The following is a 24493-nucleotide window of genomic DNA, read 5'->3' on the forward strand; positions in this document are numbered from 1 at the left end:
TTGACGAAAAATGCGCGGAATCTACATTTGGCGCGGAAATTCTGCTGTTGCGAATTGGATCACAGTGCGACATTTGTGCAACGCAGCAGATCAGGAAAAACCATGGGCATCGGCCATCATCACAACCATCACCACCACGACCATGGCGAATCACATGCCGGCGGTCATCATGGGCATCACCACGGACACCACCATGGGCACGGTACGCCGCATGGTTCGGCCTTTGCCATTGCCACCTCGCTCAACATTCTGTTTGTATTGATAGAAACGGCGGCTGGTGTCATCGGTCATTCCACCGCGTTGCTGGCCGATGCCGGGCACAATCTGTCGGATGTCCTGTCACTTTTGCTGGCTTGGGGTGCGGCGCGATTAAGCGCGCGGGCGCCATCACGCCGCTTTACCTATGGGATGAAGAGCGCCTCGATTCTGGCCGCGCTTGCCAATGCGGCATTGCTGTGGGTGGCGCTGGGCGCGATCCTGATCGAAACACTGCAAAAATTCGCCTCGCCCGAACCTGCGCAGGCAGGCCTGATGATGGTCGTGGCCGCAGCCGGTATTGCGGTAAACGGCCTGTCGGCCATGCTCTTTGCCCGCGGCAGCAAGGATGACCTCAACCTGCGCGCGGCGTTTCAGCATCTGCTGGCCGACGCGGCGGTGTCGGCGGGCGTGGTTCTGGCCGGTCTGGCCATCCATTTCACCGCGTGGAACTGGATCGATCCGATCACCAGCCTTGCCATCACGCTGATGATCGCGCTGGGCAGTTGGTCGATGCTGAAAGAATCCGTGCAGATGGGCCTGCTGGCCGTCCCCGCCTCGGTGAATGAGGAAAAGCTGCGGGCCTTCATCCTGGCCCAGCCCGGCGTAAGCGCGCTCCACGACCTCCACGTATGGCCGATCAGCACCACCGATACCGCCATGACCGCCCATATCATCATGCCCGCAGGCCATCCGGGCGACGCGTTCCTGCACGAATTGGCGCATGAAATGGAACATGACTTTGGCATCGGCCACGCCACCATCCAGATCGAAACCGATGGTGGGCATCAGTGCGCGTTGCATTCGGATGAGGTGGTTTAAGGAGGCATTTGCCTCCGGCGGGCAAAGGACGGCGGCCCTTTGCAATCCCGTTAGGGGGTGGTGCCAGAAAGGCTACGCTGTGTTTATCGCCATGTTTTGAAAGCCTGCGGCGCGGCGAACTTACGCTGATCAGCGCCGCAGGCTTTAGTATTCAAAAATCGCGTTAGACACCAAGGCCGAACCCGGCGCACAACATCGACAGTATCGGGATTGCAAAGGGCCGTCGCCCTTTGCCCGCCGGAGGCATCAACTCCCCTTTACAACGCCCCTGCAAACTTGAGCGGCTCACCCACAGCGCTATCGGCCAACTGGGCTTCCCACATGACCTGATGGCCACGGATGATCGTGCCAAGGACGCGGCCCTTCAGTTCCATGCCGGTATAGGGCGACCAGCCGCAACGGCTCTGGAGCCAATCTTCGGTGATCGTGAACTGGCCCTTGAGGTCGACGACGGTGAAGTCCGCGTCATAGCCGACCGCAATGCGGCCCTTGGATTGCAGCCCAAAGATGCGCTGCACACCCGCGCTGGTCATATCGATCAGGCGGGCCAGCGTCATGCGGCCATTCAGCACATGGTCCAACATCAGCGGGAGCAGCGTCTGCACGCCCGGCATGCCGCTGGGGCTGGCCGGATAGGGCTTGCTCTTTTCCTCGATCGTGTGGGGCGCATGGTCGGAACCGATCACATCGGGCACGCCCTGCTGCAACCAGTGCCACAGGCCGTCGACATGCGCGCCGCTGCGGATCGGCGGGTTCATCTGGGCATAGGTGCCAAGACGCGGATAGGCTTCCTCGCCGCGCAAGGTCAGATGCTGGGGCGTGACCTCACACGAGGCGATGTCGCGGTGCTGGCTGATCAGTTCGAGTTCGGCGGGCGTGGTCACATGCAGGATGTGGATCGGACGACGCGCCTCGCGCGCCAGCTTCAGGATGCGCCTGGTCGCCAGCATCGCGCTTTCATCATCGCGCCATACGGGGTGCGATGATGCATCGCCTTCAACGCGCAGATCCTTGCGCGCATTCATGCGGTCCTCGTCCTCGGCGTGGATGGCCACGCGCCGCGTGCCATGGGCCAGAACGCGGGCCAGTTCCTCATCATGCGCGACCAGCAGGCTGCCGGTACTGGCACCCATGAAAATCTTGACACCCGCCGTGCCGGGAATGCGCTCCAGCTCGGCCAGATCGGGCGCATTGGCCGCCGTCGCGCCGACATAGAATGCGTGGTCACACCACATGCGATGGTGCGCGCGCTCCAGCTTGTCATGCACGCGCATCACCGAATCGGTGTTGGGATTGGTGTTGGGCATTTCAAACACGGCGGTAATCCCGCCCATCACGGCACAGCGGCTGCCGCTTTCCAGATCTTCCTTATATTCCAGCCCCGGTTCGCGGAAATGGACCTGCGAATCGATCACGCCGGGCAATACATCCAATCCGGTGCAATCAATCCGGCGCGCCGCATCGGGAAAACTGCCGATGCCGATGATTTTGCCATCACGGACGGCAACATCAACCTGCGCGGGGCCAGAGGGAGTGTGGACAGTGCCACCGGTGAGGACAAGGTCTGGTGCTTGAGTCATGCATCGCGCTTTGCCACAGGTTAGAGGGAAGATGAAGGTTTAGATGCGAGGGACTCGCCCCTCGCGCTCCCGTGACTGTCGGCGTTGCGCGATAGGTTCAGCCGCACGTATCGGACGCAGCCTCTGAATTTTAACTTGAACGCGACCTTGCCGCGCCGCAGGCTTTCCAAACATGCCAATAAATGCTGCGTAGCCATTCATGCGCCACCCCAAAACGGGATTGCAAAGGCCCCCCGCCCTTTGCCCGCCGGAGGCACCCCAAAACTCCCGTCGGAGGCATAAAACCCCCTTCCCTTTTCCCCTGTTCATCCCCACCTATGCGTCATGACTCACCTCGCCACCCGCGCCGTAATCCGCCTCTCGCCAACCGACCCGCAGGAAGATGTCCGCAAATTCCTGCAAGGGCTGGTGACGCAGGATGTCGTGCTGGGCGCGCTGCCAACCTATGCCGCGCTGCTGACGCCGCAGGGCAAGGTGATCGCGGATTTCATCGTTTGGGCCGACGGGGCCGACCTGTTGCTGGATGTCGCGCACGATCAGGCCGATGGCGTGGTCAAACGCCTGTCGATGTATCGCCTGCGCCGCGCCATCGCCATCGCGCGCGATGAAACTTTGGCCGTGCATTGGAGCCTGTCGCCGCAGGAGGGCGGAACCGCTGATCCGCGCCTTGCGGAACTGGGCTATCGCTGGCTGGCGCCCGGCGGTGAAGTGGCGGTGGATGAGGCCTATCTGGCGCACCGCCTTGCTCTGGGCGTGGCCGAAGGCGCGGAAATCGTCGATCTGCTCTGGCTGGAATGCAATGCCGTCGAATTGAACGGCGTGTCCTTTACCAAGGGGTGCTATGTCGGACAGGAAAACACCGCCCGCATGAATTGGCGACAAAAGGTCAACCGCCGCGTGGTGGTCGTGCCCGCCGCGCAATCACGCGAGGATCGCCGAATCGTGGATTATCCCGCGCTTGGCCTGTCGGTCGAGCATTGGCGGGTGGGCGATATTACCACACCCCCGGCATGGTTCGGCGCGGAAAGCCTTAACCCAGAGGCGTAAGCGCACGCTCAACAGGAACAAGGCCCAGCCGCACCGCCTCGGTTTCGATCAGGCGGGCGGCCATCTCGCGGCTCGAATCGCGGGCAATTTCCAGCGAATCGGCCAAAGGTCCACCAATCAGCGAATCGCCCAGCGCCAACAGCACGAGCGTCTGCGTCACATGGCGCATGCACACTTCGCCCGCGTCATGCACCTCGTCCACAATGGCGTGGATCGAACGCACAATCGTGTCCAGCGCGTCGACATTGCCGATCAGACGCATCCAGCTTACCAACTGACCGCCGCCCTGCTTTTCAAACGCGTCAAAGGCCAGATCGACCACTTCACGCGCCGTCCCGCTGCCGTCACGCTGCGCCAGAACGGCGCGCGCAACAGACGCACAGATCGACACAGCCATATGTTCGGCCAGCGCTTTTTGCAGTTCCGCCGCCGATCCGAAATGGTGCAGAAGATTGGCATGGGTACGCCCGATACGGGCCGCCACCGCCTTGAGCGTGACGCCCTGCGGCCCCTGTTCCACCAACAGATCGCGGGCCGCTTCCAACGCAGCATTGCGACTTGCTTCGGGCGAGAGACGCTTCCTTGTGGCCATGTCCATTGTCCAAACAGCGCAAGCCAACGGGCTCACAATCACACCCAAGTCCCATATAGGCTCAGGCACGATCGAGCAAGAAGCGAAAGCTTCGACCCGCTAAAGCTGTAATTTTTATTCGCACATCAGATGATTTGCGTAATGTCAGACATTTTCACAAGAATGGCGCAACTTCTGATTACGCCGCACGCCTTCCTTCCATACCTCCATTGGGGGAATCATCCTGATTCCCCTGCTCGGATTCCAATTCAATTTCCAGACGAACCGAAGGGCACGCACGGCCGCGCCCCGCGCTGAAGATCAGCCCGCGCTCATCCGTTGGGCGGAAACCCAACCGACGCAAAACCAGACCCGACGCCGGATTGTCCAGAAAATGCCGCCCAACCAGACGCTTGTGCCCCAGCCCGCGGGCGAGCGCCAGCATCGCCCGCCCAGCCTCGGTGGCATAGCCCTGCCCCCAATGTGCACGCGCGATCCAATAACCGATGTTGGCTTCGCCCTCGACCTCGCTCAACCCGATCGAACCGACCAGCGCGCTGCCTTCGGCGCCGGGGCGCGTGATCAGGAAATGCGGCAGGCGTTCATCCTGCGGCTGGCTGGCGAACCAGCGAGCGTCATTTTCGGTATAGGGCCAAGGCGCGCGCGCCAGATTGCGCACGATACCCTCGTCATCGATCGCCGCGTGAATCGCGTTCCAGTCTTCTGGCCACGCAGGCCGCAGAAACAGCCGTTCGCTGCGGAAAAACATGTCTATCGCTCCAAATCCTCATCCCCGCGCGGTCTCTTAACCGCTGCAGGTGACATTGTGGTGACGATCCGGTCACAATCCAGCGCATGCTGAACCGCATCGGACGCAATGCTGCATTGATCGAGCGCAAGCGGACGCTTGACGCCGGACCAAATTGTCGCGCCACACCGGTCGGTGGATGAGGAAGAGAAACGAAAAGAGGGAGATGGGACGGGCCCCTCTCCCTCGTTCAGCCAAGGCGATAAAACCTTGGCGGGGCCATCCCATCAGGATGGCCCAAATAGACCATCCGCTTACTCGGCGGCTTCGGCCAGAGCGTCAACCGACACGTATTTGCGGCCGAGCTTGCCTTCGTGGAAACGCACGCGGCCTTCGATCAGCGAGAACAGCGTGTGATCCTTGCCCATGCCAACGTTGGCGCCGGGGTAAACCTTGGTGCCGCGCTGACGGATGATGATGTTGCCACCAATCACCAGCTGGCTGCCGAACTTCTTCACGCCAAGGCGCTTGGACTGCGAGTCGCGACCGTTACGCGACGAACCGCCTGCTTTCTTATGTGCCATTGTCGAAAACTCCTGAGCTTAGGCGGCCGCGACCGACACGATGCGCAGCAGCGTAAGCAGCTGGCGGTGGCCGTTCTTGCGACGATAGTTGTGACGGCGACGCTTCTTGAAAACGATCACCTTTTCCGACTTCGCCTGAGCGATGATTTCAGCCGAAACGACAACCTTCGAAGCGTCGGCGACAACGCCTTCTTCGCCGGCCAGCAGAACATCACCCAACGTGATCGTTTCACCGGCTTCACCAGCCAGCTTCTCGACCGCAATCTTGTCTCCGGCGGCGACCCGATACTGCTTACCGCCCGTGCGCACGATAGCGAACATGATACAAATCCATTCAAAAAATTACGTGGCCGCCCCGGCCGCGTTTCCCGAAACCTGCCGCCGAGCTTTGGCCCGGCATGGCGGTCATTCGAGGAGCCGCGAGCGACGCGCCGAGCCCCACCACACACAGCAGGGTTCGGAAAGAAGCTGCGCCGTTAGTGCAACCGCCCACTCGTGTCAATGCACCCGATGCGATAAAGGCCCATTTCGACCGGCAAACCTGGGGCAAACACGGGCCGATTTCTGCCCTCTGGCGCATGCCAACAGGCGTGCTATGGCGCAACCATGCTTGGCCCTATCGCAAAAACCGCTTCATCCACAAGCCCGCAATCGCGGCGATTCGCAAAGGCGCACAATGGGACGCCCCGATTCGTCGGTTTGGCCTTGTTGGTTCCCGCCCTGGTGCTGACCGGATGCAGCACGGCCTCTTATCCTTCGCTGGCGCGCCGGGCCGAAGAATATCCCGCCGCCGCAACCAAACCATCGGTTGATGTCAGCAACCCGGATCAAACGCCGGCCGACATCAACACCCGAATCGATTCGCTGCGCCGCGCCGCCCATGACGCGGACAAGGCCTTTGACGCCGCCCGCCCCGCAACCGAACGCGCCCTCAAGGCCGCGAGCGGCGCCAGACCAGGTGACGAGGCATGGCAGCAAGCCAACCTTGCCCTGAGCGATCTGGAACGCCTGCGCGGCGCGCTCGGCATTGTCGAAGCGGATATCGACGAATTGTATGCGCAGGACCGCATGGCCCATGCCCCGGAAAATCCCGGCAAACCCCGCGCTGCGGCCAAGCTGATCGAAGCGGCACGCGACAAAATCCTCGCCATGGGGGCCAATCAGGACAAGGTTCTCACCGCCGCGCGGGCGAAGTTGCCACGCTGACCCCGTTTAGCGCCAGCGCGCCAGATCCGCGTAATCCTGTTCGCGCGGTTCAACCCAAGCCCATTGCCCGCCCCGCTTTTCGCGCTTCCAGAACCAACTCTCACTCTTGAGATGGTCCATCGCGAAATCGGTGGCGGCAAAGGCGTCACGCCGATGACGAGAAGCGGCCGCCACCAGCACAATCGGATCACCCGGCGTCATTTCGCCCACCCGGTGCCAGATCATCAGGCCATCCAGCGCCCAGCGCCCCATCACATCATCGGCCAGCGCCTGCATCCCCGGCAGGGTCAGCGGCGCGTAATGCTGAAGCTCCAGCGCCTCGACTTCATCGCCTTGTTCAGAATTATCGGCTCTCACCTGCCCCAGAAAGCTGACCACGCCGCCCGACTGCGGATGTGCGGCGGCAAAGTCGCGCATCGCGGCACCGACGTCAAAGGCCTGTTCGATCAGTTGGACGTCGATCATCCGCCACTCACCGGAGGCAGAAAGGCCAGTTCATCGCCCGCCTTCAATTCCAACCCTTCGGCCTGAACCAACGCGCCATTGAGCGCCAGACGCACACGCGGCCCGGTCAAAGCCTGCGCCAGTTCCGGCGCCAATCCGGCGAGAACCTGCACCAAAGCACCGGGCGCCACATCGCGCTCCGCCCCGCCGGCCAGATCGGCCAGCCTGCCCAGAAACACCAATTTTGCCACGATCACCCCCCCGTCATCGACATATGGCGCGGCAAGGCAGGCTCTGCGCCGGGGCGGTTGATTTCGAAATGGTGGCGCTGCGGCTTGATCCGCATGGCCTCGTCCAGCGCGGCTTCGAGCGCGCTTTCCGGTTCCTCGCTGCGCAAGGCGGCGCGCAGATCGACCTGTTCACGCCCGCCGAGACAGGCGAACAATTGCCCCGTCGCGGTCACGCGCACGCGGTTGCACCCGTCACAGAAATTGCTGGTCAGCGGCGTGATCAGCCCCAGACGCCCGCCCGTTTCCGCCACGCGCCAATAACGCGCCGGACCGCCGCTGCGATGGCCATCAGCCTCCAGCGTAAAGCGTTGCTCCAGATCCTTGCGCACCTGCGTCAGCGGCAGATAGTGATCGTAGCGATCCCCCTCAACCTCGCCCAACGGCATTACCTCGATCAGCGTGATCTCATGCCCCTGACCATGTGCCCATGCGACCAGATCGCCGATCTCGGCCTCATTCTCGCCCTTGAGTGCGACCGTGTTCAATTTGACCGAAAGGCCCGCCTCGCGCGCCGCCGCGATGCCTTCAAGCACCTGCGGCAATTGGTCACGCCGGGCGATCTTGGCAAATTTTTCCCGGTCCAGCGTGTCGAGGCTGACGTTGACGCGGCGTATCCCCGCCTCGCGCAGGTCGTCGGCGAATTCGGCCAGACGCGTACCATTGGTCGTGATGGTCAGTTCTTCCAGCCCATCACCAATCTTGCGCCCGATCGCGCGCACCAGTTCGATCATGTCACGCCGCACCAGAGGTTCCCCCCCGGTCAGCCGGATTTTGGTCACCCCGCGCCCGATGAAGCCCAGCGCCAGCTTGTGCAATTCCTCAAGGCTCAGCACTTCGGATTTGGGCAGGAAAGTCTGCCGCTCGGGCATGCAATAGGTGCATCGCAAATCGCACCGGTCAATCACCGACAGGCGCAGATAGGAAATCCGGCGTTGAAACTGATCAACTAAGGGCTGGCTCATGCGGCTCAGTCTATCACCGCTCCGGGGCCTTGGCTATCCAGTCTCAGGATTTGGCCGGTAATTCCGGGGGCCTTGGCCAAAAAGGCGCGGGCCGCCGCGATTCCTTCGGGCGAATCACTTTCCACCAGATTGACCCGCGCGGGGGCATAGGAACGCGCCAACCCCTGCACCGCCGCCAGACGCCACCCACGATGTTCGTGCCCCGCCAAAGGCATGACCATCACCAGATCGCCCTGCGCCAACAAAGCCTCGGCCTGTGCCAGCCAATCGGCATGAAACGCCACCGCCGCGGCCAGAGGTGCCGCCGGCAATCCCTCAATGGCCAGAAGCGCCATGTTACCGCCGCTCACGCGTCAGCGTCATGCCGATCTTTTCACCCGCCTCGCTGATGGCCAGCTTAACGATCTTGACCGTCACGGCCTCGACCCGCTCATCCTGAAGGAACAACGTTTCAACGATGTGATCGGCCACCGCCTCGATCAGCGTGAAATGCACACCCTCGGGCAAGGCATCGCTGGCGGCGAATTTCAGGTCCATGTAATTCTTGCTGGCCCCCAACGGCGTGTCGGGCAAATAGCGGTCATAGGGCTTCAAACGCACGCTCACGCTGATGCGCAAAGGCTGCTTCTGGCCCGTCTCTTCCGAATAGACGCCGGTCAGCACGTCCACTTCGAAATCGGCCACTTCAAGGATCAGGCTGTCGGCCACGTTCTATGCTCTCACGAAGGATGGGGGGTGTTGGCGCGGGCCGATGGCAGGTTGTTTTCGGGGAGTCTAGAAGAAAAGGTGAAATGCGAGGGACTCATCCCTCGCGCGCCCGTTACTGTTCGGCGTGGCTTCATGGATTAAGCGCCGCGTCTCGGACGCAAGGTATCGGATGAAGGCCTGCGGCGCCAATATCCAAAACCCATCCGCGCCGCAGGCCTTCATCCGATAGGTCCAACGCCACTTTGCAAACCTGACGCCACCCCAAAACGGGCTTGCAAAGGGCCCCCGCCCTTTGCCCGCCGGAGGCAAACTTCCTTAATCCCGACGCCACCGCGCAAAGATCGCCGTCGGCAACATGCGCCCCGCATCATCCTCACGCACTGACAGATCGCCATGCTCGACATAGCCGGGCAGATCGGCAAAGACCTCGTCCAGCAATCCGGCGATGGCAAGCGAGGACATGCGCACCGCATAGACCGTCAGGAAGAGATAGCGGCTGTCGCTGTCCAGCAATTGCCGCGCATCGCGGATCAGGCCGGGCAGGTGTTCTTCGAGCCGCCAGACTTCACCATCCGGGCCGCGTCCGAATTTGGGCGGGTCCATGATGATGCCGTCATAGCGCTTGCCGCGGCGCACTTCGCGCGCGGTGAATTTGGCCGCATCATCGACGATCCAGCGCACCGGGCGGCTTTCCATGCCCGAGAGCGCGGCATTGGCGCGGGCTTGGGCCACCGATTTCTTGCTGGCGTCTACGTGGGTGACGGGGCCATACTGGCTGAGCGCCAGCGTGCCGACGCCGGTATAGCCGAACAGGTTGAGCGTGGAAGCATCGCTGCGCCCCGCCAATTGCTGTCCCATCCACCCCCAGACCGGCGCCATGTCGGGGAAAAATCCCAGATGGCGAAACGGCGTGCATTGCGCGGTAAAACTTACATCCCCCCAGCCCAGCGACCAGCCATCGCGCGGCACCGGCTTGGTGTAATTCCAGCGCCCGCCACCATCTTCATCCGCGCCGGGCACGAATTCGCCGTGGGCGTCCCAATCGCTCTGACGCGGCTGCCACAGCGCCTGCGGTTCTGGGCGGATAAAGCGATAGTCCCCATAGCGCTCAAGCTTGCGCCCCGCGCCCGAATCGACCAGCCCGTAATCGGCCCAACCCTCGCCGGTCAGCAATACGGGCTGGTGGATCAGCTCTGCCATTACGCCTTCGCAGTCGCCCGCTCGGCGACATAGGCGCAGACCGCGTCATAATCGCCGGGCAGTTCGGCATAGCGCTCTTCACGCTCGAACAGATCGCCCACGCGTTCGGGCAGGCCGGGGCGGTGGCCGGTGCTGCGCTCGACCGCTTCGGGGAACTTGGCCGGATGCGCGGTGGCCAGCGTGACCACCGGGGTGCCCTTGGCGATCCCGGCATTACGCGCGGCGTGGATGCCGATGGCGGTGTGCGGATCGAGCAATTCGCCCGCCGCTTCCCAGCCCCAGCGGATGGCCTGCGCCATTTCGTCGGCATCGGCGCGGGCCGACACGAACAAAGCGGCTGCGCCTTCACGCTGCGCATTGGTCAAGGTCATCGCCTTGGTGGCCTCAAACCCGGCCATCTGCTGGGCCAAAGCCGCGCCGTCGCGGCCGCCGACATCGAACAAAAGGCGTTCGAAATTCGAGGACACCTGAATGTCCATGCTGGGCGCGGCGGTGGGCGTCACGGTCCCGGCAGAATAATCGCCAGTCGAGAGCGCACGGTGGAGAATGTCATTCACATTGGTGGCGACGATCAGCTTGGCGATCGGCAGGCCCATTTGCGCCGCGACATAACCGGCAAACACATCCCCGAAATTGCCGGTCGGGACCGAGAAGGCCACTTCCCGCTCCGGCGCGCCCAACTGCAGTGCGGCGGCGAAATAATAGACCACCTGCGCCATCAGACGCGCCCAGTTGATCGAGTTCACCGCGCCGATGTTGAAGCGGTCGGTGACGGCCTTGTCGTTGAAAATGCGCTTCACCATCGCCTGCGCATCGTCGAAGCTGCCCTCGATGGCGATGTTATAGACGTTGGGGGCCAGAACGGTGGTCATCTGGCGACGCTGGACGTCCGACACGCGGCCCTTGGGGTGCAGCATGAAGATGTCGACCTTGGCCCGGCCCGCCACGGCGTCAATCGCCGCGCTGCCGGTGTCGCCACTGGTCGCACCCACGATGGTCAGGTTCTGCGGGCTGCGGCCAAGGAATTCCTCGAACAGCAGGCCCAGCAATTGCAGCGCCACGTCCTTGAACGCCAGCGTCGGGCCGTGGAACAGTTCAAGCAACCACTGCTGCTCATCGAGCTGCTTCAGAGGCGTGACGGCAGCATGCGAAAAACGACCATAGGCCGCCGTGGTAAGCTCGAGCAAACGCTCATAGCTCAGGCTGTCGCCCACGAAAGGCGCCATCACCTTGGCTGCCAGTTCCGCATAGGGCAGCCCAGCCAGCGCAGCGATCTCGTCTTTGCTGAAACGCGGCCATTCACGCGGCACATAAAGCCCGCCGTCGCTGGCCAGACCTGCCAAAGTCGCGCCTTCAAAATCAAGAACCGGTGCGTTGCCGCGCGTGGAGATATATTCCATGGGATTCCCTGTCCGTTTGGGCTGCGCGTTAGCGACAGTGGGCCGCAGGGGCAAGGGTTTTGGATCGGGCCGCGTTTATGACGCCTCCGGCGGGCAAAGGGTCTCGACCCTTTGCAATCCCTTTATTGGGAGTGCGCTGTCCCGGCCACCGGGCCTTATGGGTTGGGGCGGTTATTGCCTGCGGCGCGGCGAACTCGCGCTGATTGCGCCGCAGGCTTTATAAACTCAAACATCGCGTCCGACACAAAACGCCGAACCCCACCCACAACGCAGACAGTAAAGGGAGCGCGAGGGTCTAGACCCTCGCATCACTCCCCTTCTTCCTCCCGCCCCTCCAACACCCTCTTCCTCACCGCCACCCCATAAATCACCAGAGCGGTCAGCGCGAAAAGGAACCACTGCACCGCATAGGACAGATGGTTGTTAGGCAGATCACGCGGATCGGGCCGCGCATTCGCCGCCAATCCCGCCAGCGCCGGATCGGCCACGACATGATGGGCAAACTCGCCCCCCGGCACGATCATGCCGCGCACCTGTCCACCGGCCCATGTCACCGGGTCAGGCCTTTTGCTCCATCCCAAAACGACATCGGCCAAAACACCCTTAGGCGCCTCGGTCGGACGAAAGCCCTGCGTGTCCACCGGAGCCGTCAGGCAACGGGCGATATGCGCCCATCCCGCCTGCCCTGCGGCATTACGCCCTGATTGGGCCGAAATCTGCAACACCTGCTGGCACCAGAATTGGGTGCGGTGGAAATCGCGTGCGTCCGAGGCTCTGTACCGCCACACCTCGCCGATCGAGACCATATCTGCATCGCCCTGTGCCGCGGAAAAGCGCGCGATCTTGGCCTCTTTTTGGGCCAGTCGATCCAACTGCCAAAAACCAAGGTGGACCATATAGCCCGCCGCCGCCAGCACCAGCAGCGTGGGGATCACGGGTAATTTGCGCCAATTCATTGCGGATCGATATCCTTTGCCCCGGCTTCCATCGCCCGGCGTTGATATTCGGCGGCCAACAACGCCGCCTTGGACACCCGCAACCCATAGAGCGTGGGCAAAACCACCAACGGCACCAACACCGCGACATACACCCACACCGGCGGATCAACATCCAGCGCCAGCCAAGCCGCCACAACCGCCGCCAGCGCGCCAACACCAAAGGTCAAAAATGCCGCAGGCCCATCGCCCACATTGAACGCGCCATAATCCAGCCCGCATCGCCCGCAACGCGGCGCGAAATGGGCAATGCCGGCAAACAACCCCTTGGCCCCGCAACGCGGACACAAACCAAACAGGGCAGCCGAGAATATCCCCGGCTGCCCTTCGAATGCGGATGGCGATTGCGGATCAGTCAACCGCAAAGCCCCAGTTGCCCCAGATGTAGATGCAAACAAACAGGAACAGCCACACCACGTCGACAAAATGCCAATACCATGCGGCGGCTTCAAAGCCGAAATGCTGACGCGGGGTGAAATCACCGCGATAGGCGCGCGCCAAACACACCGCGAGGAAGATCGTGCCGACGATCACGTGGAACCCGTGGAACCCGGTGGCCATGTAAAAAGCCGAACCATAGGTGTTCTTGCCAAAGGCAAAAGGCGCATGGGCATATTCAAACGCCTGAAGGCTGCTGAACAAAATGCCCAGAATGATGGTCAGCCACAGGCCCTTTTTCAGGCCCGACCGGTCGCCATGGATCAGACTGTGATGCGCCCATGTCACGGTCGTACCCGACAGCAGCAGGATCATCGTGTTGAGCAGCGGCAGGTCGAAGGCGTCAAGGACGGCTTCCATTTCCTTGGGCGGCCATTGTCCGCCAATCGCCTTGGAAAGGGTCGAGGGAAACAGCGAGAAATCAAAGAAGGCCCAGAACCAGCCGACAAAGAACATCACTTCGGACGCGATGAACAGGATCATCCCGTAACGCTGATGCAATTGCACCACCGGCGTGTGATCGCCCGCATGGGCTTCGTTCACGATCTTGTTGAACCACGTGAACATCGCCGCCAGCAACAGCGCCAGCCCCGCCCAAGGCACCACCGCGCCGCCGGACATATCGTGCATTTTCAGCACCATGCCCGTCGTAAAGGTGAAAGCACCAATCGTGGTAGCCAAAGGCACCAGATCGGGCGGCAGGATATGATAATCATGTGTCTTGCCAGCGGCCATCGCATTCATCCCCTTTTCGCCGGAACGCGGGCCCGTTGCGGCCTCTCTGCCCGGCATTTGTTGTTTGCAAACCTATCTTTCCTGCGCCCTTCGGTCCAGCCTGATTTGCAACCGAAAAGCGTCGATTTCAGCCCCCCGCCGAACGGTGGAACGTGTAACTCAACGTGATCTGCTCAAGACCTTTCAGATCCTTGTCCTCAAGGATCTTGGGGTCCACGTAATAGCTGACCGGCATCGACACGCTTTGCCCCGGTTGCAGCGTCTGTTGGGTGAAACAGAAACAGGCGACCTTGGTGAAATAGCGCGCCGCCTCATCGGGGGCGACGTTGAAACTGGCCGCCCCGGTGATCACCTGATCCGATTTGTTATGCGCTTCAAAAATGGCCAGAGTGCGCGCGCCGATCGCCACGGTCTGCGTCGTCTGGCGCGGGCGGAATTGCCATGGCATGTTCGGATCGACATTGGCGTCAAACCGCACCGACATCGTCCGCCCCGAAGCGACCTTGACACCCGCCGCCGCCGCCTCGCTGGCCCTTTGCGGGGTGCCGCCATAGCCGGTCGCCTGACAAAACAGGCGATAGAGCGGGACCGAGGCATAACCCAATCCGACCATCCCCAGCGCCAGCGCTCCGGCAAACATCGCCACGCGACGGTTGCGGGCCTGCGGATCGCTCTGCGTCAGGCCGGACATCGGATCAGTGCCCCATTTTCACGATGGTGATCGCGAAAAACAGCACCACCATCCCGACCAGCACCAGCCCCAAAGCCTTGTTCCGCCCGGCGATGATCCGCTTGCGCTCCTGCATATCGATGGGTTCGCTCACAAATATCCTCCGATAATCGGCACCCAACGATCCGCCACCAGCGCGGCGAACAGGGCAAAGAGATAAAGCACCGAATAAGCGAACAATTGCTTTTCCGGCTTCATGCGGTCGTCATCATCGCTGCGTTCCCGGAAACCGACGCGAATGGCCAGCAACAGGAACAGCGTGGAAAGCACCCCTGCCGACACGCCATAGATCCACCCCGGCCCGCCATCCGCCTTGGGCAGGAACACCGGCAAAAGCGTCAGCGGCAACAACAGCACCGAATAGGCAAAGATCTGGCGCCGCGTGGATTTTTCACCCGCCACCACCGGCATCATGGGAATGCCGACCTTGGCGTAATCGGTCTTCACAAACAGCGCCAGCGCCCAGAAATGCGGCGGCGTCCACATGAAGATGATCATGAACAACAGAACCGGCATCCATGTGATATGCCCGGTCACCGCCACCCACCCGATCATCGGCGGGAAAGCCCCCGCTCCGCCACCGATCACGATGTTCTGGGGCGTGCGCGGTTTCAGCCACACCGTATAGACCAGCGAATAATAGACAATCGACACCGCCAGAATGAGCGCACAAAGCCATCCCGCCGCCAAACCCATGGTCAGCACCGACAGGCCCGAAAGCGCCATGCCGAAATCGCGCGCCGATTCGCGCTCCATCCGGCCCGATGGCAGGGGGCGTTTGGCGGTGCGCTTCATCCCTGCGTCAATGTCGGCCTCCCACCACTGGTTCAGCGCCGCCGCCCCGCCCGCGCCCACCGCGATGCAAAGAATCGTCGCAAAACCAAGCACCGGATTGATATGCCCCGGCGCGGCCAGCAGTCCGCAAAGCCCGGTAAAAATCACCAAAGTCATCACGCGCGGCTTGGTCAGCGCAAAGAAATCGCGCCAATCAGCGGGGCGTCGGGCGGCGTTGTGTGTGGCGGGGGTGCTCATGGGCATTCCCCCTTGCCCCATTGCGCCGCGATGTAAAGGGAGCACGAGCGACATGGCTGTCCCCTGAAGTGACGGATGCGGCCGGAAAACAGGCGCCCGGACGGCCCGGGCGCCCTGATCGACTTTAGTGGTGACCTTCGTCCTTGATCACCGGCAAGGTTTCAAACTGGTGGAACGGCGGCGGGCTGGACAAGGTCCATTCCAGCGTCGCGATCGAATTGTCGATCTCCCAGTAATTGCCTTCCGCCTTTTTACCCATGGTAAAAGCATAGATGATGTTGATCAGCCAGATGCCGATCGAGGCCGCCATCACCATATAGCCGATCGTGGCAATATGGTTCCAATAGGCATAGGCAGGCGTAAAGTCCGGATAGCGGCGCGGCATGCCCTGCATCCCCAGGAAGTGCATGGGGAAGAAAATCATGTTCACGCCGACAAAGAACACGGCAAAGTGGAGGTAGGACAAAGCTTCCGAATGCCAGCGCCCGCTCATCTTGGGGAACCAGTAATAGAAGCCCGCAAACAGCGAGGTGACGGCACCCAGCGAGAGCACATAGTGGAAGTGACCCACCACGTAATAGGTGTCCTGAAGATTGTCGTCCAAGCCGCCATTGGCCAGCTCAACGCCCGTAACGCCGCCCACCGTGAACAGGAAGATGAAGCCGATGGCCCAGACCATGGGCGATGTGAAACGGATCGAACCGCCCCACATCGTCGCGATCCACGAGAAAATCTTGATGCCGGTGGGCACCGCGATCACCATCGTGGCGGTGGTGAAATACATCTTCACATCTTCGGACAGGCCGGTGGTGTACATATGGTGCGCCCACACGACAAAGCCGACCACGCCAATCGCCACCATCGCATAGGCCATGCCCAGATAGCCGAACACCGGCTTGCGGCTGAAGGTCGAGATGATCTGGCTGATCATGCCGAAACCGGGCAGGATCATAATGTACACTTCGGGATGGCCGAAGAACCAGAACAGATGCTGGAACAGCACGGGATCGCCGCCGCCCGCCGCATCAAAGAAAGTGGTATGGAAATTGCGGTCGGTCAGCAGCATCGTGATGGCGGCCGCCAGCACCGGCAGAGCCAACAGCAACAGGAAGGCCGTGACCAACACCGACCACACGAACAGCGGCATTTTATGCAGGGTCATGCCCGGCGCGCGCATGTTGAAAATGGTGGTGATGAAATTGATCGCCCCCATGATCGACCCCGCCCCCGACAGGTGCAGCGAGAAGATCGCGAAATCGACCGCCGGCCCCTGCGACCCCGAGGTCGAGAGCGGCGCATAGGCGGTCCAGCCGATCCCTGCGCCCTGCCCCGTGCCGCCCGGCACAAAGGCCGAGCACAGCAGCGAGCAAAAACCCGCCACCGTCAGCCAGAACGAGATGTTGTTCATGCGCGGAAAGGCCATGTCCGGCGCACCGATCATGATCGGCACAAACCAGTTGCCAAAGCCGCCGATGATAGCGGGCATGACCATGAAGAACACCATGATCAGGCCATGCGCGGTGATCAGCACGTTCCACAGGTGGAGTTGCTGGTCAAAGCTGGGATTTTTCGTGCCCAGCAGTTCTGCGAAAAAGCCCAGATACTGAATGCCCGGATGCGCCAGTTCGGCGCGCATGATGCCCGAAATCGCGCCCCCGATGATCCCCGCCGTGATGGCAAAGATCAAATAGAGCGTGCCAATATCCTTGTGGTTGGTCGACATGAACCAGCGAGCGAAAAAGCCCGGCTTGTGATCATGGTCGTGGTCATGCACATGCCCATCGGAATGCGCGTGAAATTCGTCTGCGATGGTAGCCATGTCTATCAAGCCCTCGCGTAAAAGTTATTCGCCGGACGAGGCGGCAGCGGCCACCTCGGTCCCCGAAGCGGCATCAGCCGCAGGCGCAGCAGCAGCGGCGGCAGCCGGTGCTTCCGGTGCGCCGTCGATCTTGGCGCCGGCGTGGGTCATGACCCAGGCATTATATTGCGGACGGGGCAATGCCTCGACCACAATCGGCATATAGCCATGGCGCGCACCGCAAAGCTCGCTGCACTGACCATAATAGACGCCCGGTTCTTTGACGAAGAGCACCTTTTCATTGATCCGCCCCGGCACCGCGTCCAGCTTGAACCACAGCGAGGGCACCGCAAAGGAGTGGATCACATCCGCCCCCGTGGTCTGCAGGCGAATCGGTTCGCCCGCCGGCACCACCATGCGATAGTCGGCGGCCAATTGTTCGGGCTCACCCCGCTTGTCGGCCTCTTCCTTGCTCAGCATGTTGCTGGTGACTTCAAACTCGCCATTATCGGGATAGGCATAGGTCCAGTACCACTGGTTGCCGATCGCCTTGATGGTCAGCGCTTCCTTGGGCGCGGTCTTGAACTGATGGGCCAGCAGCTTCATCGAGGGCACGAAGACCACCAGCAGGATCAACACCGGAATCCCGGTCCACACCACTTCGAGCAGCGTGTTGTGGCTCGTCTTGCTGGGCACCGGATTGGCGCGGGCGTTGTAACGCACCACCACCCAGATCAACAGCGCCAGCACGAAAAGCGTGGTCGCGATCAGCACCGTCATCACGATATTATCGTGCATCCACAAGGCTTCGAGGCCCGTGGGTGAATATTGGGTCTGGAAAGTCAGCCCGCCATCGACCGGCATACCTTTGCCGGGTGTGGGCTTCATCGGGGTGTAACCGCCCGGCGCCACGGCAAAGCGGTCTGCCGCCTCGCCAGCGCGGGCAGCAATCGGCGCCAGCACCGGCAGCGCCATCAGGGCAATACGCAACAATCGGCGCCCGAAGGCCCCGGATACTTCTCCCAAAATCATGGCCTACGTTCTTTCTTCTTCGCCGCTCGGAAGAAAAGCCCCCTCCTCGTCCGGCGTCCCACAGGCTCCGGGACTTTTGTCCCTTAGGAACAGGGTGTACCAGTGCTTGCCCCAGCCCACAAGCGCCTCTAGGGGTAATTTTGAAGCAGGGCGCGCGACGCACCTGCGGGAAACCACGCAGTTTTTTGAACGAAGGCAAGACAAAGCATGACCGAAGAAGAGGTGCTGGCCGAATTCCGCGCCAGCCATGCCCTGCTCGAAGGGCATTTCCTGCTCTCCTCTGGGCGCCACAGCGCGCATTATCTGCAATGCGCCCGCGTGTTGATGAACCCGGAACGCGCCAGCCGACTGGCCATTGCCATCGCGCAGAAATTGCCGCGCGACCTGCGCAAGGAAATCCAGAAGGTCATCAGCCCCGCGATGGGCGGATTGATCATCGGCCATGAAGTGGGCCGCGCGCTGGGCGTGGACGCGATGTTTGTCGAACGCCCCACCGGCACGTTCGAATTGCGCCGCGGCTTTTCCATCGAACCGGGCGACAAGGTGCTGATGGTCGAGGACGTGGTGACCACCGGCCTGTCGAGCCGCGAAGCCATCAAGGCGATCGAGGAAGCCGGCGGCAAGGTGATCGCGGCGGCTTCGCTGATCGATCGCAGCGCGGGCACGGTGGATCTGGGCGTGCCCTTCTATCCGCTGATCGCGCTCAATTTCCCGACCTATGCGCCGGACGAACTTCCCGCCGCCCTTGCCGCAACGCCCGCGGTCAAGCCGGGCAGCCGGGCCAAGCCGTAATGAACGCGCTGTCCCCTGCGCGGTTGCGCCTTGGTGTGAACATCGACCATGTGGCCACGATCCGCAACGCGCGGGGCGGCGCGCATCCTGATCCGGTGCGCGCGGCGCAAATCGTCGCGGCCGTGGGGGGCGATGGCATCACCGCCCATCTGCGCGAGGATCGCCGCCATATCCGTGACGAGGATCTGATGCGGATTCAGGCGGCGACCACGCTGCCGCTGAACCTGGAAATGGCCGCCACGGACGAGATGCTTGACATCGCGCTGCGCCACAAGCCGCATGCCGCCTGCATCGTGCCCGAGCGGCGCGAGGAACGCACGACCGAGGGCGGGCTGGACGCGGCGGGACAGCACAACCGGCTTGCCCCCATCGTTCAGCGTTTGACCGATGCGGGCATCCGCGTTTCGCTCTTCATCGCGCCGGAAATTCGCCAGCTTGACGCCGCGATCCGCCTTGGCGCGCCGGTGGTGGAATTCCACACCGGCGAATATGCCCATGCCGAAGGGGACGCGCGTGAGGTGGAACTAAAGCGCCTTGCCGACATGGCCGCTCTTGCCGCGCGCAACGGGATCGAGCCGCATGCGGGCCACGGTCTGACCTATGACAATGTGCAACCCGTTGCCGCCATCCCCCAGATCGCCGAGTTGAACATCGGCCATTATCTGATTGGCGAGGCGGTGTTCGTGGGCCTTGAAAACGCGGTGCGCCGGATGCGTGATCTGATGGACGCTGCGCGGGGCTAGTGCATGATCGTCGGGCTGGGGCATGATCTGGTGAATATCGAGCGCATCGAAGCGGCGCTCGAACGCCACGAGGCACGCTTTCTGGCGCGCAGCTTTACGCCCGACGAAATCGCTCTGGCCGATTCGCGTCCCGCCATGCGCGCGGCCACGCTGGCCAAACGCTGGGCCGCCAAGGAGGCCTGCGCCAAGGCACTGGGCACAGGCATCGGGCGCGGGTTTTCCATGACCGATATAGAGGTGGTGCGCGATGATCTGGGCGCGCCATCGCTGTTGCTGCATGGCGGCGCGGTGGATCGTCTGGCGCAGATCACGCCGACGGGGCACCGCTCCAGCCTCCACCTTTCGTTGTCCGACGATCTGCCCTGGGCCAGCGCCACGGTGATTATCGAAGCCTTGCCGGTTTAGTGGCCCCTTTATAACCGAATTTGTGAAAGACGATTTTGTGATGTCCGCCCCCAGCGATACCAAACCCAGTGACGTCACCAAACAACCCATCGACTGGTGGGCCGAGGTGCGCGGGCTTGGCGGGATGTTGCTGGCGGTGCTGGCGTTTCATTCTTTCATCGCCAAGCCTTTCTATATCCCCTCGGCCTCAATGTTGCCGGGCCTGTGGGTGGGCGATCATCTGGTGGTGTCGAAATACCCCTATGGCTGGAACTGGGCCTCGCCCAGCTTTCACATCCTGCCGCGCGGGGATTGGCGTATTTGGCCGGGCACGCCCGATTATGGCGATATCGTGATCGTGGTGCCGCGCGGCCATCCGGGCGATGATTACATCAAACGCGTGGTGGCCCGCCCCGGCGACCGCATCGCGCTGCGCCATGGCCAGATCATCCTGAACGGTCACCCCGTGCCGCAGGCGGTCGAGCCTCCCGCCGAAATCCCGCTGGACGCGATCCGGGGCGATGAAGACCCCTACCCCTGCGAAGGACCGGGTTTTATCGGCCTGAAAGAACGTAAACCTTCGGGTCAGGAAGTCTGTTCGATCCCGGCATGGCGTGAGACCTTGCCCAATGGCGCAACCTATACGATCCTTGATCATATGGAGCAGCCCTTTGACGACATGACAGAGATTCGCGTGCCCGAAGGCCATGTCTTTGTCATGGGCGACAATCGCGACCATTCCGCCGACAGCCGCGTACCTTTGGAAGAGCGCGGCCTTGGCGGGCCGGTCCCTCTGTCGGACGTGGGCGGGCGCGCGGAATTCATCACCCATTCGTTCAACGGATCGGCCGGATGGAACCCGTTGACGTGGTTTTCCGGCCTGCGGTCTGGCCGCGCGGGCACATCGCTGCGCCCGCCATTGGTGGGTAAACCCAAATAGATATGCCCGAAGCCCAGCACAAAGCGCCTCCGCCGGACGCCCCGGCACACCACCACCTTTCGGTGCGTCAACGCCGCGCCGGCCCGACCGACATTCGCGACCCGATGGTGCGCAATGAGGCGAAGAAGGCGCTGATCTGGCTGGGCATTGCCGGGTTGATGGTCTTGCTGGTGGTGCTGGCCGAACCGTTGATGGTGGTGTTCGGGGGCATGGTGTTTGGCGCGCTGCTAGATGGCGGGGCGCGGTTGCTGGGGCGGGTCTTGCCGATCCCGCGCATCTGGCGCGTGGCGATTGTACTGGCGGCGGCAACGGGTTTCGCCATCTGGTTTGCCACCTATGCCGGGTCGCAAATCGCGCTTCAGGCCGCCGCTTTGCCCGAAATCCTGATGGCACAGGCGGGTAAAGCCCTGCATTGGGCCGAACGCCACCGGTTGATCACGCTCAACCGCAGCACGATCCAGACCTTTACCGAACAGGCCATCGCGGGCGTGGCCCAATTGCCCAGCGTGATCAGCGGCGTGTTCGGCGGCATGGCGACGCTGTTTCTGGTCCTTGTGCTGGGCATCTATTTCGCGGTTGATCCCCAGCCCTATCAGCGCGGCCTTGCATGGATGCTGCCGCGCGAAAGTCGCCCCTTTTTCGAACAGATGTTCACCCAGATGGGCCATACGATGCGGCGCCTGTTGTTCGGGCGTCTGGTCGGCATGACGATTGAAGGGGTGACAATCGGCCTTGCGTTATCGGCCTATGGCGTGCCGATGGCGACGTTGTTGGGGCTGATTACCGGGGCCTTGGCGTTTCTGCCCAATATTGGCGCGCCGATTTCGGGCCTGTTGATGGTTCTGGTCGGGTTTTCGGGCGGCACCAGCATGGGACTATACTGCATCGGCGTTTATATCGTGGTTCAGGGGATCGACGGTAATATCGTCGTGCCTCTGGTGGCCAAAAAGACCGCCGATCTGGCCCCGGCGCTTGTGCTGGCGATGCAGTTGATGATGGGGGCGCTGTTTGGAATTCTGGGGCTTGCCTTGGCGGACCCGATGTTGGCCATGCTCAAGGTCTTGCTGGAAAGGCTGGCGGCGCGCGACGCTATCGCGCATGATGGGGACGAATTGACAGAGCAGGTGTAGGTCCCCCTTGGCGCGAAAGTTTCTCTATGGCGTTGCAATTCTGGTGGTGCTTGTGATCGGTGCGCTGGGTGCTTTGCGCTATTGGGCCAAGGAATTAACGCAATTCACCTTTGTGCCGGTGGTGCCGTTTTCGGCGCCGGCACAATTGCCCGAAAATGCCTATGACGATCCGGGCTTGTGGTATTCGCGCGGGGCCGGTGGTCCGGGCGATCCGTCGCGATGGCGCCCCAATGGCGCGCCGGTGGATGAGGCGACCCTGCCGGTTGCGGTGTTCTTTATCCATCCGACCAGCCATTTTGATCGGCTGCACTGGAACTCCTCCATTGATGAAACGCTGATTGCGGGGCGGACGGAAACGCTGCTGCGCGGTCTGGCCACGCCTTTCAGCGCCGCCGCCGAACTATGGGCACCGCGTTATCGGCAGGCGACGCTGGGCGCGTTTCTGACCGATCGGCCTTCGGGGCGAAAGGCGCTGGATGTGGCCTATGGCGATGTTCTGGCCGCGTTTGACACTTTCGTGGCCAGCGTCGATCCGCGCCTGCCCATCGTCATTGCCGGGCACAGTCAGGGCGCGTTTCACCTGATGCATCTGATGCAGGACCGCGTTGCGGGCAAGCCCTTGGCCGCCCGCGTGGCGGCGGCCTACGTGGTGGGCTGGCCGGTCAGCCTTGACCATGATTTGCCCGAAATGGGCCTGCCCGCCTGCGATGGCCCCGATCAGGCCGGATGCATCATTTCGTGGCAGAGCTTTGCCGAACCGGCCGAAACCGACATGGTACGCGAAGCCTATGCCCGTTTCCCCGGCCTTGACGGACGGGCGCGGGGCAACAGCCCGTTCCTTTGCGTCAATCCCGTTTCCGGACGACCGGGGGATGAAACGCCCGCCATCGCCAACCCCGGCACGCTGGTTCCCGATACGGCTTTGACCGGGGCCAGCCTGATCCCCGGCCTTGTCCCGGCGCGATGCGCGCCCGACGGGTTTCTGATGATAGGGCCTGCGCCGCAACTTGGCCCCTTTGTTGCGCCAGGCAACAATTATCACGTCTATGACATCCCGCTGTTTTGGAGCGCCTTGCGCGCAGACGTAGCGCGGCGCGTCAAAGCATGGCATGGGGCGCCTCCCGCAAAGGGCGCACCGCAAGCGCCCGCCCCCGAAACCCACAAGACCGCAGGCTGGTGGCGCCAATGGCTGAGTTGATTACCCTTTCCGCGCTGGATATGCGCGACGCGTTGCCCAATGGGGGCGGCCTGCTTGGCCTTGACCTTGGCACGCAGACGATTGGCACGGCCTTTGCCGACCCGGAATGGCGCATCGCGTCTCCGGGCAAAACCATCGCGCGCGGCAAATTCAGCGTGGACAAGGTGGCCATCGAGGCATTGATCAAGGAACGCGGCATCAAGGGCATCATCATCGGCCTGCCGCTGAACATGGACGGCACATCGGGGCCGCGCGCCCAATCCTCGCGCGCCTATGCGAAAAACCTGTCCGTACTGGGCCTGCCCATCCTGATGTGGGACGAACGCTGGTCCACCGCCAGCGCCGAACGCGGCCTGATCGATCAGGACATGAGCCGCGCCAAGCGCAAGACCCGCATCGACAGCGCCGCAGCGGCGGTCATCCTTCAGGCCGCCTGTGACGCCATGGCCGGCGGGATGCGGTGGTAAATTTCATCGGCGACATCATCAGTGATTTTGTCGCCGAGCTTATGGGATGGATTTTCAAAAAGCTGCCGAAGCCGGTCAGGCTTGGTTGTCTCACCATTCTTGGCATGATGATTGCCGGGTTGATGCTTTGGATTTTGGTTTTGAGGTGAAATGAGAATGCGAGGGTCCAGACCCTCGCGCTCCCTTTACTGTCCGCGTTGTGTTTGGGGTTCGGCGTTTTGTGTCGGACACCATGTTTCAGGATCAAAGCCTGCGGCGCCAA

The 24493-nt window shown here is 62.2% G+C and carries 31 protein-coding genes; 11 read left to right on the forward strand and 20 right to left on the reverse strand.

The window, feature by feature from the left end:
- Positions 1-102: 102 nt before the first annotated feature.
- Positions 103-1077: a cation diffusion facilitator family transporter gene (locus tag ACZ9HU_RS12420; protein ID WP_476105346.1), complete on the forward strand. Its 975-nt coding sequence runs from the start codon at positions 103-105 to the stop codon at positions 1075-1077.
- Positions 1078-1334: 257 nt separating this feature from the next.
- Here ACZ9HU_RS12420 and ACZ9HU_RS12425 read toward each other — a convergent pair whose 3' ends face one another.
- On the reverse strand, positions 1335-2657 hold the full coding sequence (locus ACZ9HU_RS12425) for a dihydroorotase (protein WP_476105349.1): 1323 nt from the start codon (positions 2655-2657) through the stop codon (positions 1335-1337).
- A 324-nt stretch (positions 2658-2981) separates the two neighbouring features.
- On the opposite strand from ACZ9HU_RS12425, the gene ygfZ reads away from it, so the two are divergent.
- Positions 2982-3704 carry a CAF17-like 4Fe-4S cluster assembly/insertion protein YgfZ gene (gene ygfZ, locus ACZ9HU_RS12430; RefSeq protein ID WP_476105351.1) on the forward strand — a complete coding sequence of 241 codons (723 nt, stop codon included), beginning with the start codon at positions 2982-2984 and terminating at the stop codon, positions 3702-3704.
- Here ygfZ and ACZ9HU_RS12435 read toward each other — a convergent pair.
- From ACZ9HU_RS12435 to rplU, 4 genes are all read right to left on the reverse strand, one after another.
- On the reverse strand, positions 3688-4296 hold the full coding sequence (locus ACZ9HU_RS12435) for a TetR/AcrR family transcriptional regulator (RefSeq protein WP_476105353.1): 609 nt from the start codon (positions 4294-4296) through the stop codon (positions 3688-3690). The genes ygfZ and ACZ9HU_RS12435 overlap by 17 nt on opposite strands.
- Before the next feature lie 178 nt (positions 4297-4474).
- Positions 4475-5044, reverse strand: coding sequence for a GNAT family N-acetyltransferase (locus ACZ9HU_RS12440; RefSeq protein WP_476105354.1), 570 nt, complete (start codon positions 5042-5044; stop codon positions 4475-4477).
- Positions 5045-5337: 293 nt separating this feature from the next.
- Positions 5338-5607, reverse strand: a complete 270-nt coding sequence (gene rpmA, locus ACZ9HU_RS12445) for a 50S ribosomal protein L27 (RefSeq protein WP_476105355.1) — start codon at positions 5605-5607, stop codon at positions 5338-5340.
- Between the two features lie 18 nt (positions 5608-5625).
- The gene (gene rplU / locus ACZ9HU_RS12450) at positions 5626-5928 is read right to left on the reverse strand and encodes a 50S ribosomal protein L21 (protein ID WP_168604976.1); all 303 of its coding nucleotides are present in this window, start codon (positions 5926-5928) and stop codon (positions 5626-5628) included.
- A gap of 378 nt (positions 5929-6306) precedes the next feature.
- Between rplU and ACZ9HU_RS12455 the strand changes: the two genes are divergently transcribed.
- Positions 6307-6813, forward strand: a complete 507-nt coding sequence (locus ACZ9HU_RS12455; protein WP_476105357.1) for a hypothetical protein — start codon at positions 6307-6309, stop codon at positions 6811-6813.
- Between the two features lie 6 nt (positions 6814-6819).
- On the opposite strand, the gene ACZ9HU_RS12460 is transcribed toward ACZ9HU_RS12455, so the two are convergent.
- The 15 genes from ACZ9HU_RS12460 to coxB all read right to left on the reverse strand — a co-directional run bounded on the left by ACZ9HU_RS12460 (position 6820) and on the right by coxB (position 18577).
- On the reverse strand, positions 6820-7278 hold the full coding sequence (locus tag ACZ9HU_RS12460) for a molybdenum cofactor biosynthesis protein MoaE (RefSeq protein ID WP_476105358.1): 459 nt from the start codon (positions 7276-7278) through the stop codon (positions 6820-6822).
- Positions 7275-7508 carry a MoaD/ThiS family protein gene (locus ACZ9HU_RS12465; RefSeq protein WP_476105359.1) on the reverse strand — a complete coding sequence of 78 codons (234 nt, stop codon included), beginning with the start codon at positions 7506-7508 and terminating at the stop codon, positions 7275-7277. Before ACZ9HU_RS12465 ends, ACZ9HU_RS12460 begins: the two co-directional genes overlap by 4 nt.
- A 2-nt stretch (positions 7509-7510) precedes the next feature.
- Positions 7511-8509: a GTP 3',8-cyclase MoaA gene (moaA, locus tag ACZ9HU_RS12470; protein WP_476105361.1), complete on the reverse strand. Its 999-nt coding sequence runs from the start codon at positions 8507-8509 to the stop codon at positions 7511-7513.
- A gap of 5 nt (positions 8510-8514) precedes the next feature.
- A complete protein-coding gene (locus ACZ9HU_RS12475; RefSeq protein WP_476105363.1) occupies positions 8515-8859 on the reverse strand; it encodes a Rossmann fold domain-containing protein in 345 nt (114 codons plus the stop codon).
- Positions 8846-9217 carry a dihydroneopterin aldolase gene (locus tag ACZ9HU_RS12480; protein WP_172341858.1) on the reverse strand — a complete coding sequence of 124 codons (372 nt, stop codon included), beginning with the start codon at positions 9215-9217 and terminating at the stop codon, positions 8846-8848. Before ACZ9HU_RS12480 ends, ACZ9HU_RS12475 begins: the two co-directional genes overlap by 14 nt.
- Before the next feature lie 315 nt (positions 9218-9532).
- Positions 9533-10417, reverse strand: a complete 885-nt coding sequence (locus ACZ9HU_RS12485; RefSeq protein ID WP_476105364.1) for a class I SAM-dependent rRNA methyltransferase — start codon at positions 10415-10417, stop codon at positions 9533-9535.
- Positions 10417-11817 (reverse strand): threonine synthase, encoded by a 1401-nt coding sequence (gene thrC, locus ACZ9HU_RS12490; protein ID WP_476105365.1) that lies wholly within the window; start codon positions 11815-11817, stop codon positions 10417-10419. Before thrC ends, ACZ9HU_RS12485 begins: the two co-directional genes overlap by 1 nt.
- A gap of 308 nt (positions 11818-12125) precedes the next feature.
- Positions 12126-12773: an SURF1 family cytochrome oxidase biogenesis protein gene (locus ACZ9HU_RS12495; RefSeq protein WP_476105366.1), complete on the reverse strand. Its 648-nt coding sequence runs from the start codon at positions 12771-12773 to the stop codon at positions 12126-12128.
- Positions 12770-13171, reverse strand: a complete 402-nt coding sequence (locus tag ACZ9HU_RS12500; RefSeq protein WP_476105368.1) for a DUF983 domain-containing protein — start codon at positions 13169-13171, stop codon at positions 12770-12772. Before ACZ9HU_RS12500 ends, ACZ9HU_RS12495 begins: the two co-directional genes overlap by 4 nt.
- Positions 13164-13985 carry a cytochrome c oxidase subunit 3 gene (locus tag ACZ9HU_RS12505; protein ID WP_476105369.1) on the reverse strand — a complete coding sequence of 274 codons (822 nt, stop codon included), beginning with the start codon at positions 13983-13985 and terminating at the stop codon, positions 13164-13166. The genes ACZ9HU_RS12500 and ACZ9HU_RS12505 overlap by 8 nt, the downstream gene beginning before the upstream one ends.
- Before the next feature lie 127 nt (positions 13986-14112).
- On the reverse strand, positions 14113-14676 hold the full coding sequence (locus tag ACZ9HU_RS12510) for a cytochrome c oxidase assembly protein (RefSeq protein ID WP_476105370.1): 564 nt from the start codon (positions 14674-14676) through the stop codon (positions 14113-14115).
- A gap of 4 nt (positions 14677-14680) precedes the next feature.
- The gene (locus tag ACZ9HU_RS12515) at positions 14681-14809 is read right to left on the reverse strand and encodes a hypothetical protein (RefSeq protein WP_476105371.1); all 129 of its coding nucleotides are present in this window, start codon (positions 14807-14809) and stop codon (positions 14681-14683) included.
- Positions 14806-15747 carry a heme o synthase gene (locus ACZ9HU_RS12520; RefSeq protein WP_476105372.1) on the reverse strand — a complete coding sequence of 314 codons (942 nt, stop codon included), beginning with the start codon at positions 15745-15747 and terminating at the stop codon, positions 14806-14808. The genes ACZ9HU_RS12515 and ACZ9HU_RS12520 overlap by 4 nt, the downstream gene beginning before the upstream one ends.
- A 124-nt stretch (positions 15748-15871) precedes the next feature.
- Complete coding sequence (gene ctaD / locus ACZ9HU_RS12525) at positions 15872-17566, reverse strand: cytochrome c oxidase subunit I (RefSeq protein ID WP_476105374.1); 1695 nt, start codon at positions 17564-17566, stop codon at positions 15872-15874.
- A 24-nt stretch (positions 17567-17590) separates the two neighbouring features.
- The gene (coxB, locus tag ACZ9HU_RS12530) at positions 17591-18577 is read right to left on the reverse strand and encodes a cytochrome c oxidase subunit II (RefSeq protein ID WP_476105375.1); all 987 of its coding nucleotides are present in this window, start codon (positions 18575-18577) and stop codon (positions 17591-17593) included.
- A 207-nt stretch (positions 18578-18784) separates the two neighbouring features.
- Here coxB and pyrE point away from each other — a divergent pair, with 207 nt between their 5' ends.
- The 8 genes from pyrE to ACZ9HU_RS12570 are packed head-to-tail and all read left to right on the forward strand — an operon-like array spanning position 18785 to position 24380.
- Positions 18785-19369, forward strand: coding sequence for an orotate phosphoribosyltransferase (gene pyrE / locus ACZ9HU_RS12535; RefSeq protein ID WP_476105376.1), 585 nt, complete (start codon positions 18785-18787; stop codon positions 19367-19369).
- On the forward strand, positions 19369-20112 hold the full coding sequence (locus tag ACZ9HU_RS12540) for a pyridoxine 5'-phosphate synthase (RefSeq protein WP_476105378.1): 744 nt from the start codon (positions 19369-19371) through the stop codon (positions 20110-20112). The genes pyrE and ACZ9HU_RS12540 overlap by 1 nt, the downstream gene beginning before the upstream one ends.
- 3 nt (positions 20113-20115) lie before the next feature.
- Entirely contained in the window at positions 20116-20517 is a 402-nt protein-coding gene (gene acpS, locus ACZ9HU_RS12545) for a holo-ACP synthase (RefSeq protein WP_476105380.1), read from the forward strand.
- A 40-nt stretch (positions 20518-20557) separates the two neighbouring features.
- Entirely contained in the window at positions 20558-21436 is an 879-nt protein-coding gene (lepB, locus tag ACZ9HU_RS12550; RefSeq protein ID WP_476105438.1) for a signal peptidase I, read from the forward strand.
- 2 nt (positions 21437-21438) lie between these two features.
- Positions 21439-22566 carry an AI-2E family transporter gene (locus ACZ9HU_RS12555; RefSeq protein ID WP_476105381.1) on the forward strand — a complete coding sequence of 376 codons (1128 nt, stop codon included), beginning with the start codon at positions 21439-21441 and terminating at the stop codon, positions 22564-22566.
- A gap of 7 nt (positions 22567-22573) precedes the next feature.
- Positions 22574-23764, forward strand: a complete 1191-nt coding sequence (locus ACZ9HU_RS12560; RefSeq protein WP_476105382.1) for a DUF3089 domain-containing protein — start codon at positions 22574-22576, stop codon at positions 23762-23764.
- Positions 23752-24231 (forward strand): Holliday junction resolvase RuvX, encoded by a 480-nt coding sequence (gene ruvX / locus ACZ9HU_RS12565; protein ID WP_476105383.1) that lies wholly within the window; start codon positions 23752-23754, stop codon positions 24229-24231. The genes ACZ9HU_RS12560 and ruvX overlap by 13 nt, the downstream gene beginning before the upstream one ends.
- Positions 24225-24380: a hypothetical protein gene (locus ACZ9HU_RS12570; protein WP_476105384.1), complete on the forward strand. Its 156-nt coding sequence runs from the start codon at positions 24225-24227 to the stop codon at positions 24378-24380. Before ruvX ends, ACZ9HU_RS12570 begins: the two co-directional genes overlap by 7 nt.
- Positions 24381-24493 lie beyond the last annotated feature (113 nt).

The organism is Novosphingobium sp. Sphag1I, assembly GCF_056279125.1.

Excerpts from the sequence above, each read along its gene's own strand:
- ACZ9HU_RS12420 (WP_476105346.1), top strand. The coding sequence starts at position 103 with ATGGGCATCGGCCATCATCACAACCATCACCACCACGACCATGGCGAA.
- ACZ9HU_RS12425 (WP_476105349.1), bottom strand. The coding sequence starts at position 2,657 with ATGACTCAAGCACCAGACCTTGTCCTCACCGGTGGCACTGTCCACACT.
- ygfZ (WP_476105351.1), top strand. The coding sequence starts at position 2,982 with ATGACTCACCTCGCCACCCGCGCCGTAATCCGCCTCTCGCCAACCGAC.
- ACZ9HU_RS12435 (WP_476105353.1), bottom strand. The coding sequence starts at position 4,296 with ATGGCCACAAGGAAGCGTCTCTCGCCCGAAGCAAGTCGCAATGCTGCG.
- ACZ9HU_RS12440 (WP_476105354.1), bottom strand. The coding sequence starts at position 5,044 with ATGTTTTTCCGCAGCGAACGGCTGTTTCTGCGGCCTGCGTGGCCAGAA.
- rpmA (WP_476105355.1), bottom strand. The coding sequence starts at position 5,607 with ATGGCACATAAGAAAGCAGGCGGTTCGTCGCGTAACGGTCGCGACTCG.
- rplU (WP_168604976.1), bottom strand. The coding sequence starts at position 5,928 with ATGTTCGCTATCGTGCGCACGGGCGGTAAGCAGTATCGGGTCGCCGCC.
- ACZ9HU_RS12460 (WP_476105358.1), bottom strand. The coding sequence starts at position 7,278 with ATGATCGACGTCCAACTGATCGAACAGGCCTTTGACGTCGGTGCCGCG.
- moaA (WP_476105361.1), bottom strand. The coding sequence starts at position 8,509 with ATGAGCCAGCCCTTAGTTGATCAGTTTCAACGCCGGATTTCCTATCTG.
- ACZ9HU_RS12485 (WP_476105364.1), bottom strand. The coding sequence starts at position 10,417 with ATGGCAGAGCTGATCCACCAGCCCGTATTGCTGACCGGCGAGGGTTGG.
- thrC (WP_476105365.1), bottom strand. The coding sequence starts at position 11,817 with ATGGAATATATCTCCACGCGCGGCAACGCACCGGTTCTTGATTTTGAA.
- ACZ9HU_RS12495 (WP_476105366.1), bottom strand. The coding sequence starts at position 12,773 with ATGAATTGGCGCAAATTACCCGTGATCCCCACGCTGCTGGTGCTGGCG.
- ACZ9HU_RS12505 (WP_476105369.1), bottom strand. The coding sequence starts at position 13,985 with ATGGCCGCTGGCAAGACACATGATTATCATATCCTGCCGCCCGATCTG.
- ACZ9HU_RS12510 (WP_476105370.1), bottom strand. The coding sequence starts at position 14,676 with ATGTCCGGCCTGACGCAGAGCGATCCGCAGGCCCGCAACCGTCGCGTG.
- ACZ9HU_RS12520 (WP_476105372.1), bottom strand. The coding sequence starts at position 15,747 with ATGAGCACCCCCGCCACACACAACGCCGCCCGACGCCCCGCTGATTGG.
- ctaD (WP_476105374.1), bottom strand. The coding sequence starts at position 17,566 with ATGGCTACCATCGCAGACGAATTTCACGCGCATTCCGATGGGCATGTG.
- coxB (WP_476105375.1), bottom strand. The coding sequence starts at position 18,577 with ATGATTTTGGGAGAAGTATCCGGGGCCTTCGGGCGCCGATTGTTGCGT.
- pyrE (WP_476105376.1), top strand. The coding sequence starts at position 18,785 with ATGACCGAAGAAGAGGTGCTGGCCGAATTCCGCGCCAGCCATGCCCTG.
- ACZ9HU_RS12540 (WP_476105378.1), top strand. The coding sequence starts at position 19,369 with ATGAACGCGCTGTCCCCTGCGCGGTTGCGCCTTGGTGTGAACATCGAC.
- acpS (WP_476105380.1), top strand. The coding sequence starts at position 20,116 with ATGATCGTCGGGCTGGGGCATGATCTGGTGAATATCGAGCGCATCGAA.
- lepB (WP_476105438.1), top strand. The coding sequence starts at position 20,558 with ATGTCCGCCCCCAGCGATACCAAACCCAGTGACGTCACCAAACAACCC.
- ACZ9HU_RS12555 (WP_476105381.1), top strand. The coding sequence starts at position 21,439 with ATGCCCGAAGCCCAGCACAAAGCGCCTCCGCCGGACGCCCCGGCACAC.
- ruvX (WP_476105383.1), top strand. The coding sequence starts at position 23,752 with ATGGCTGAGTTGATTACCCTTTCCGCGCTGGATATGCGCGACGCGTTG.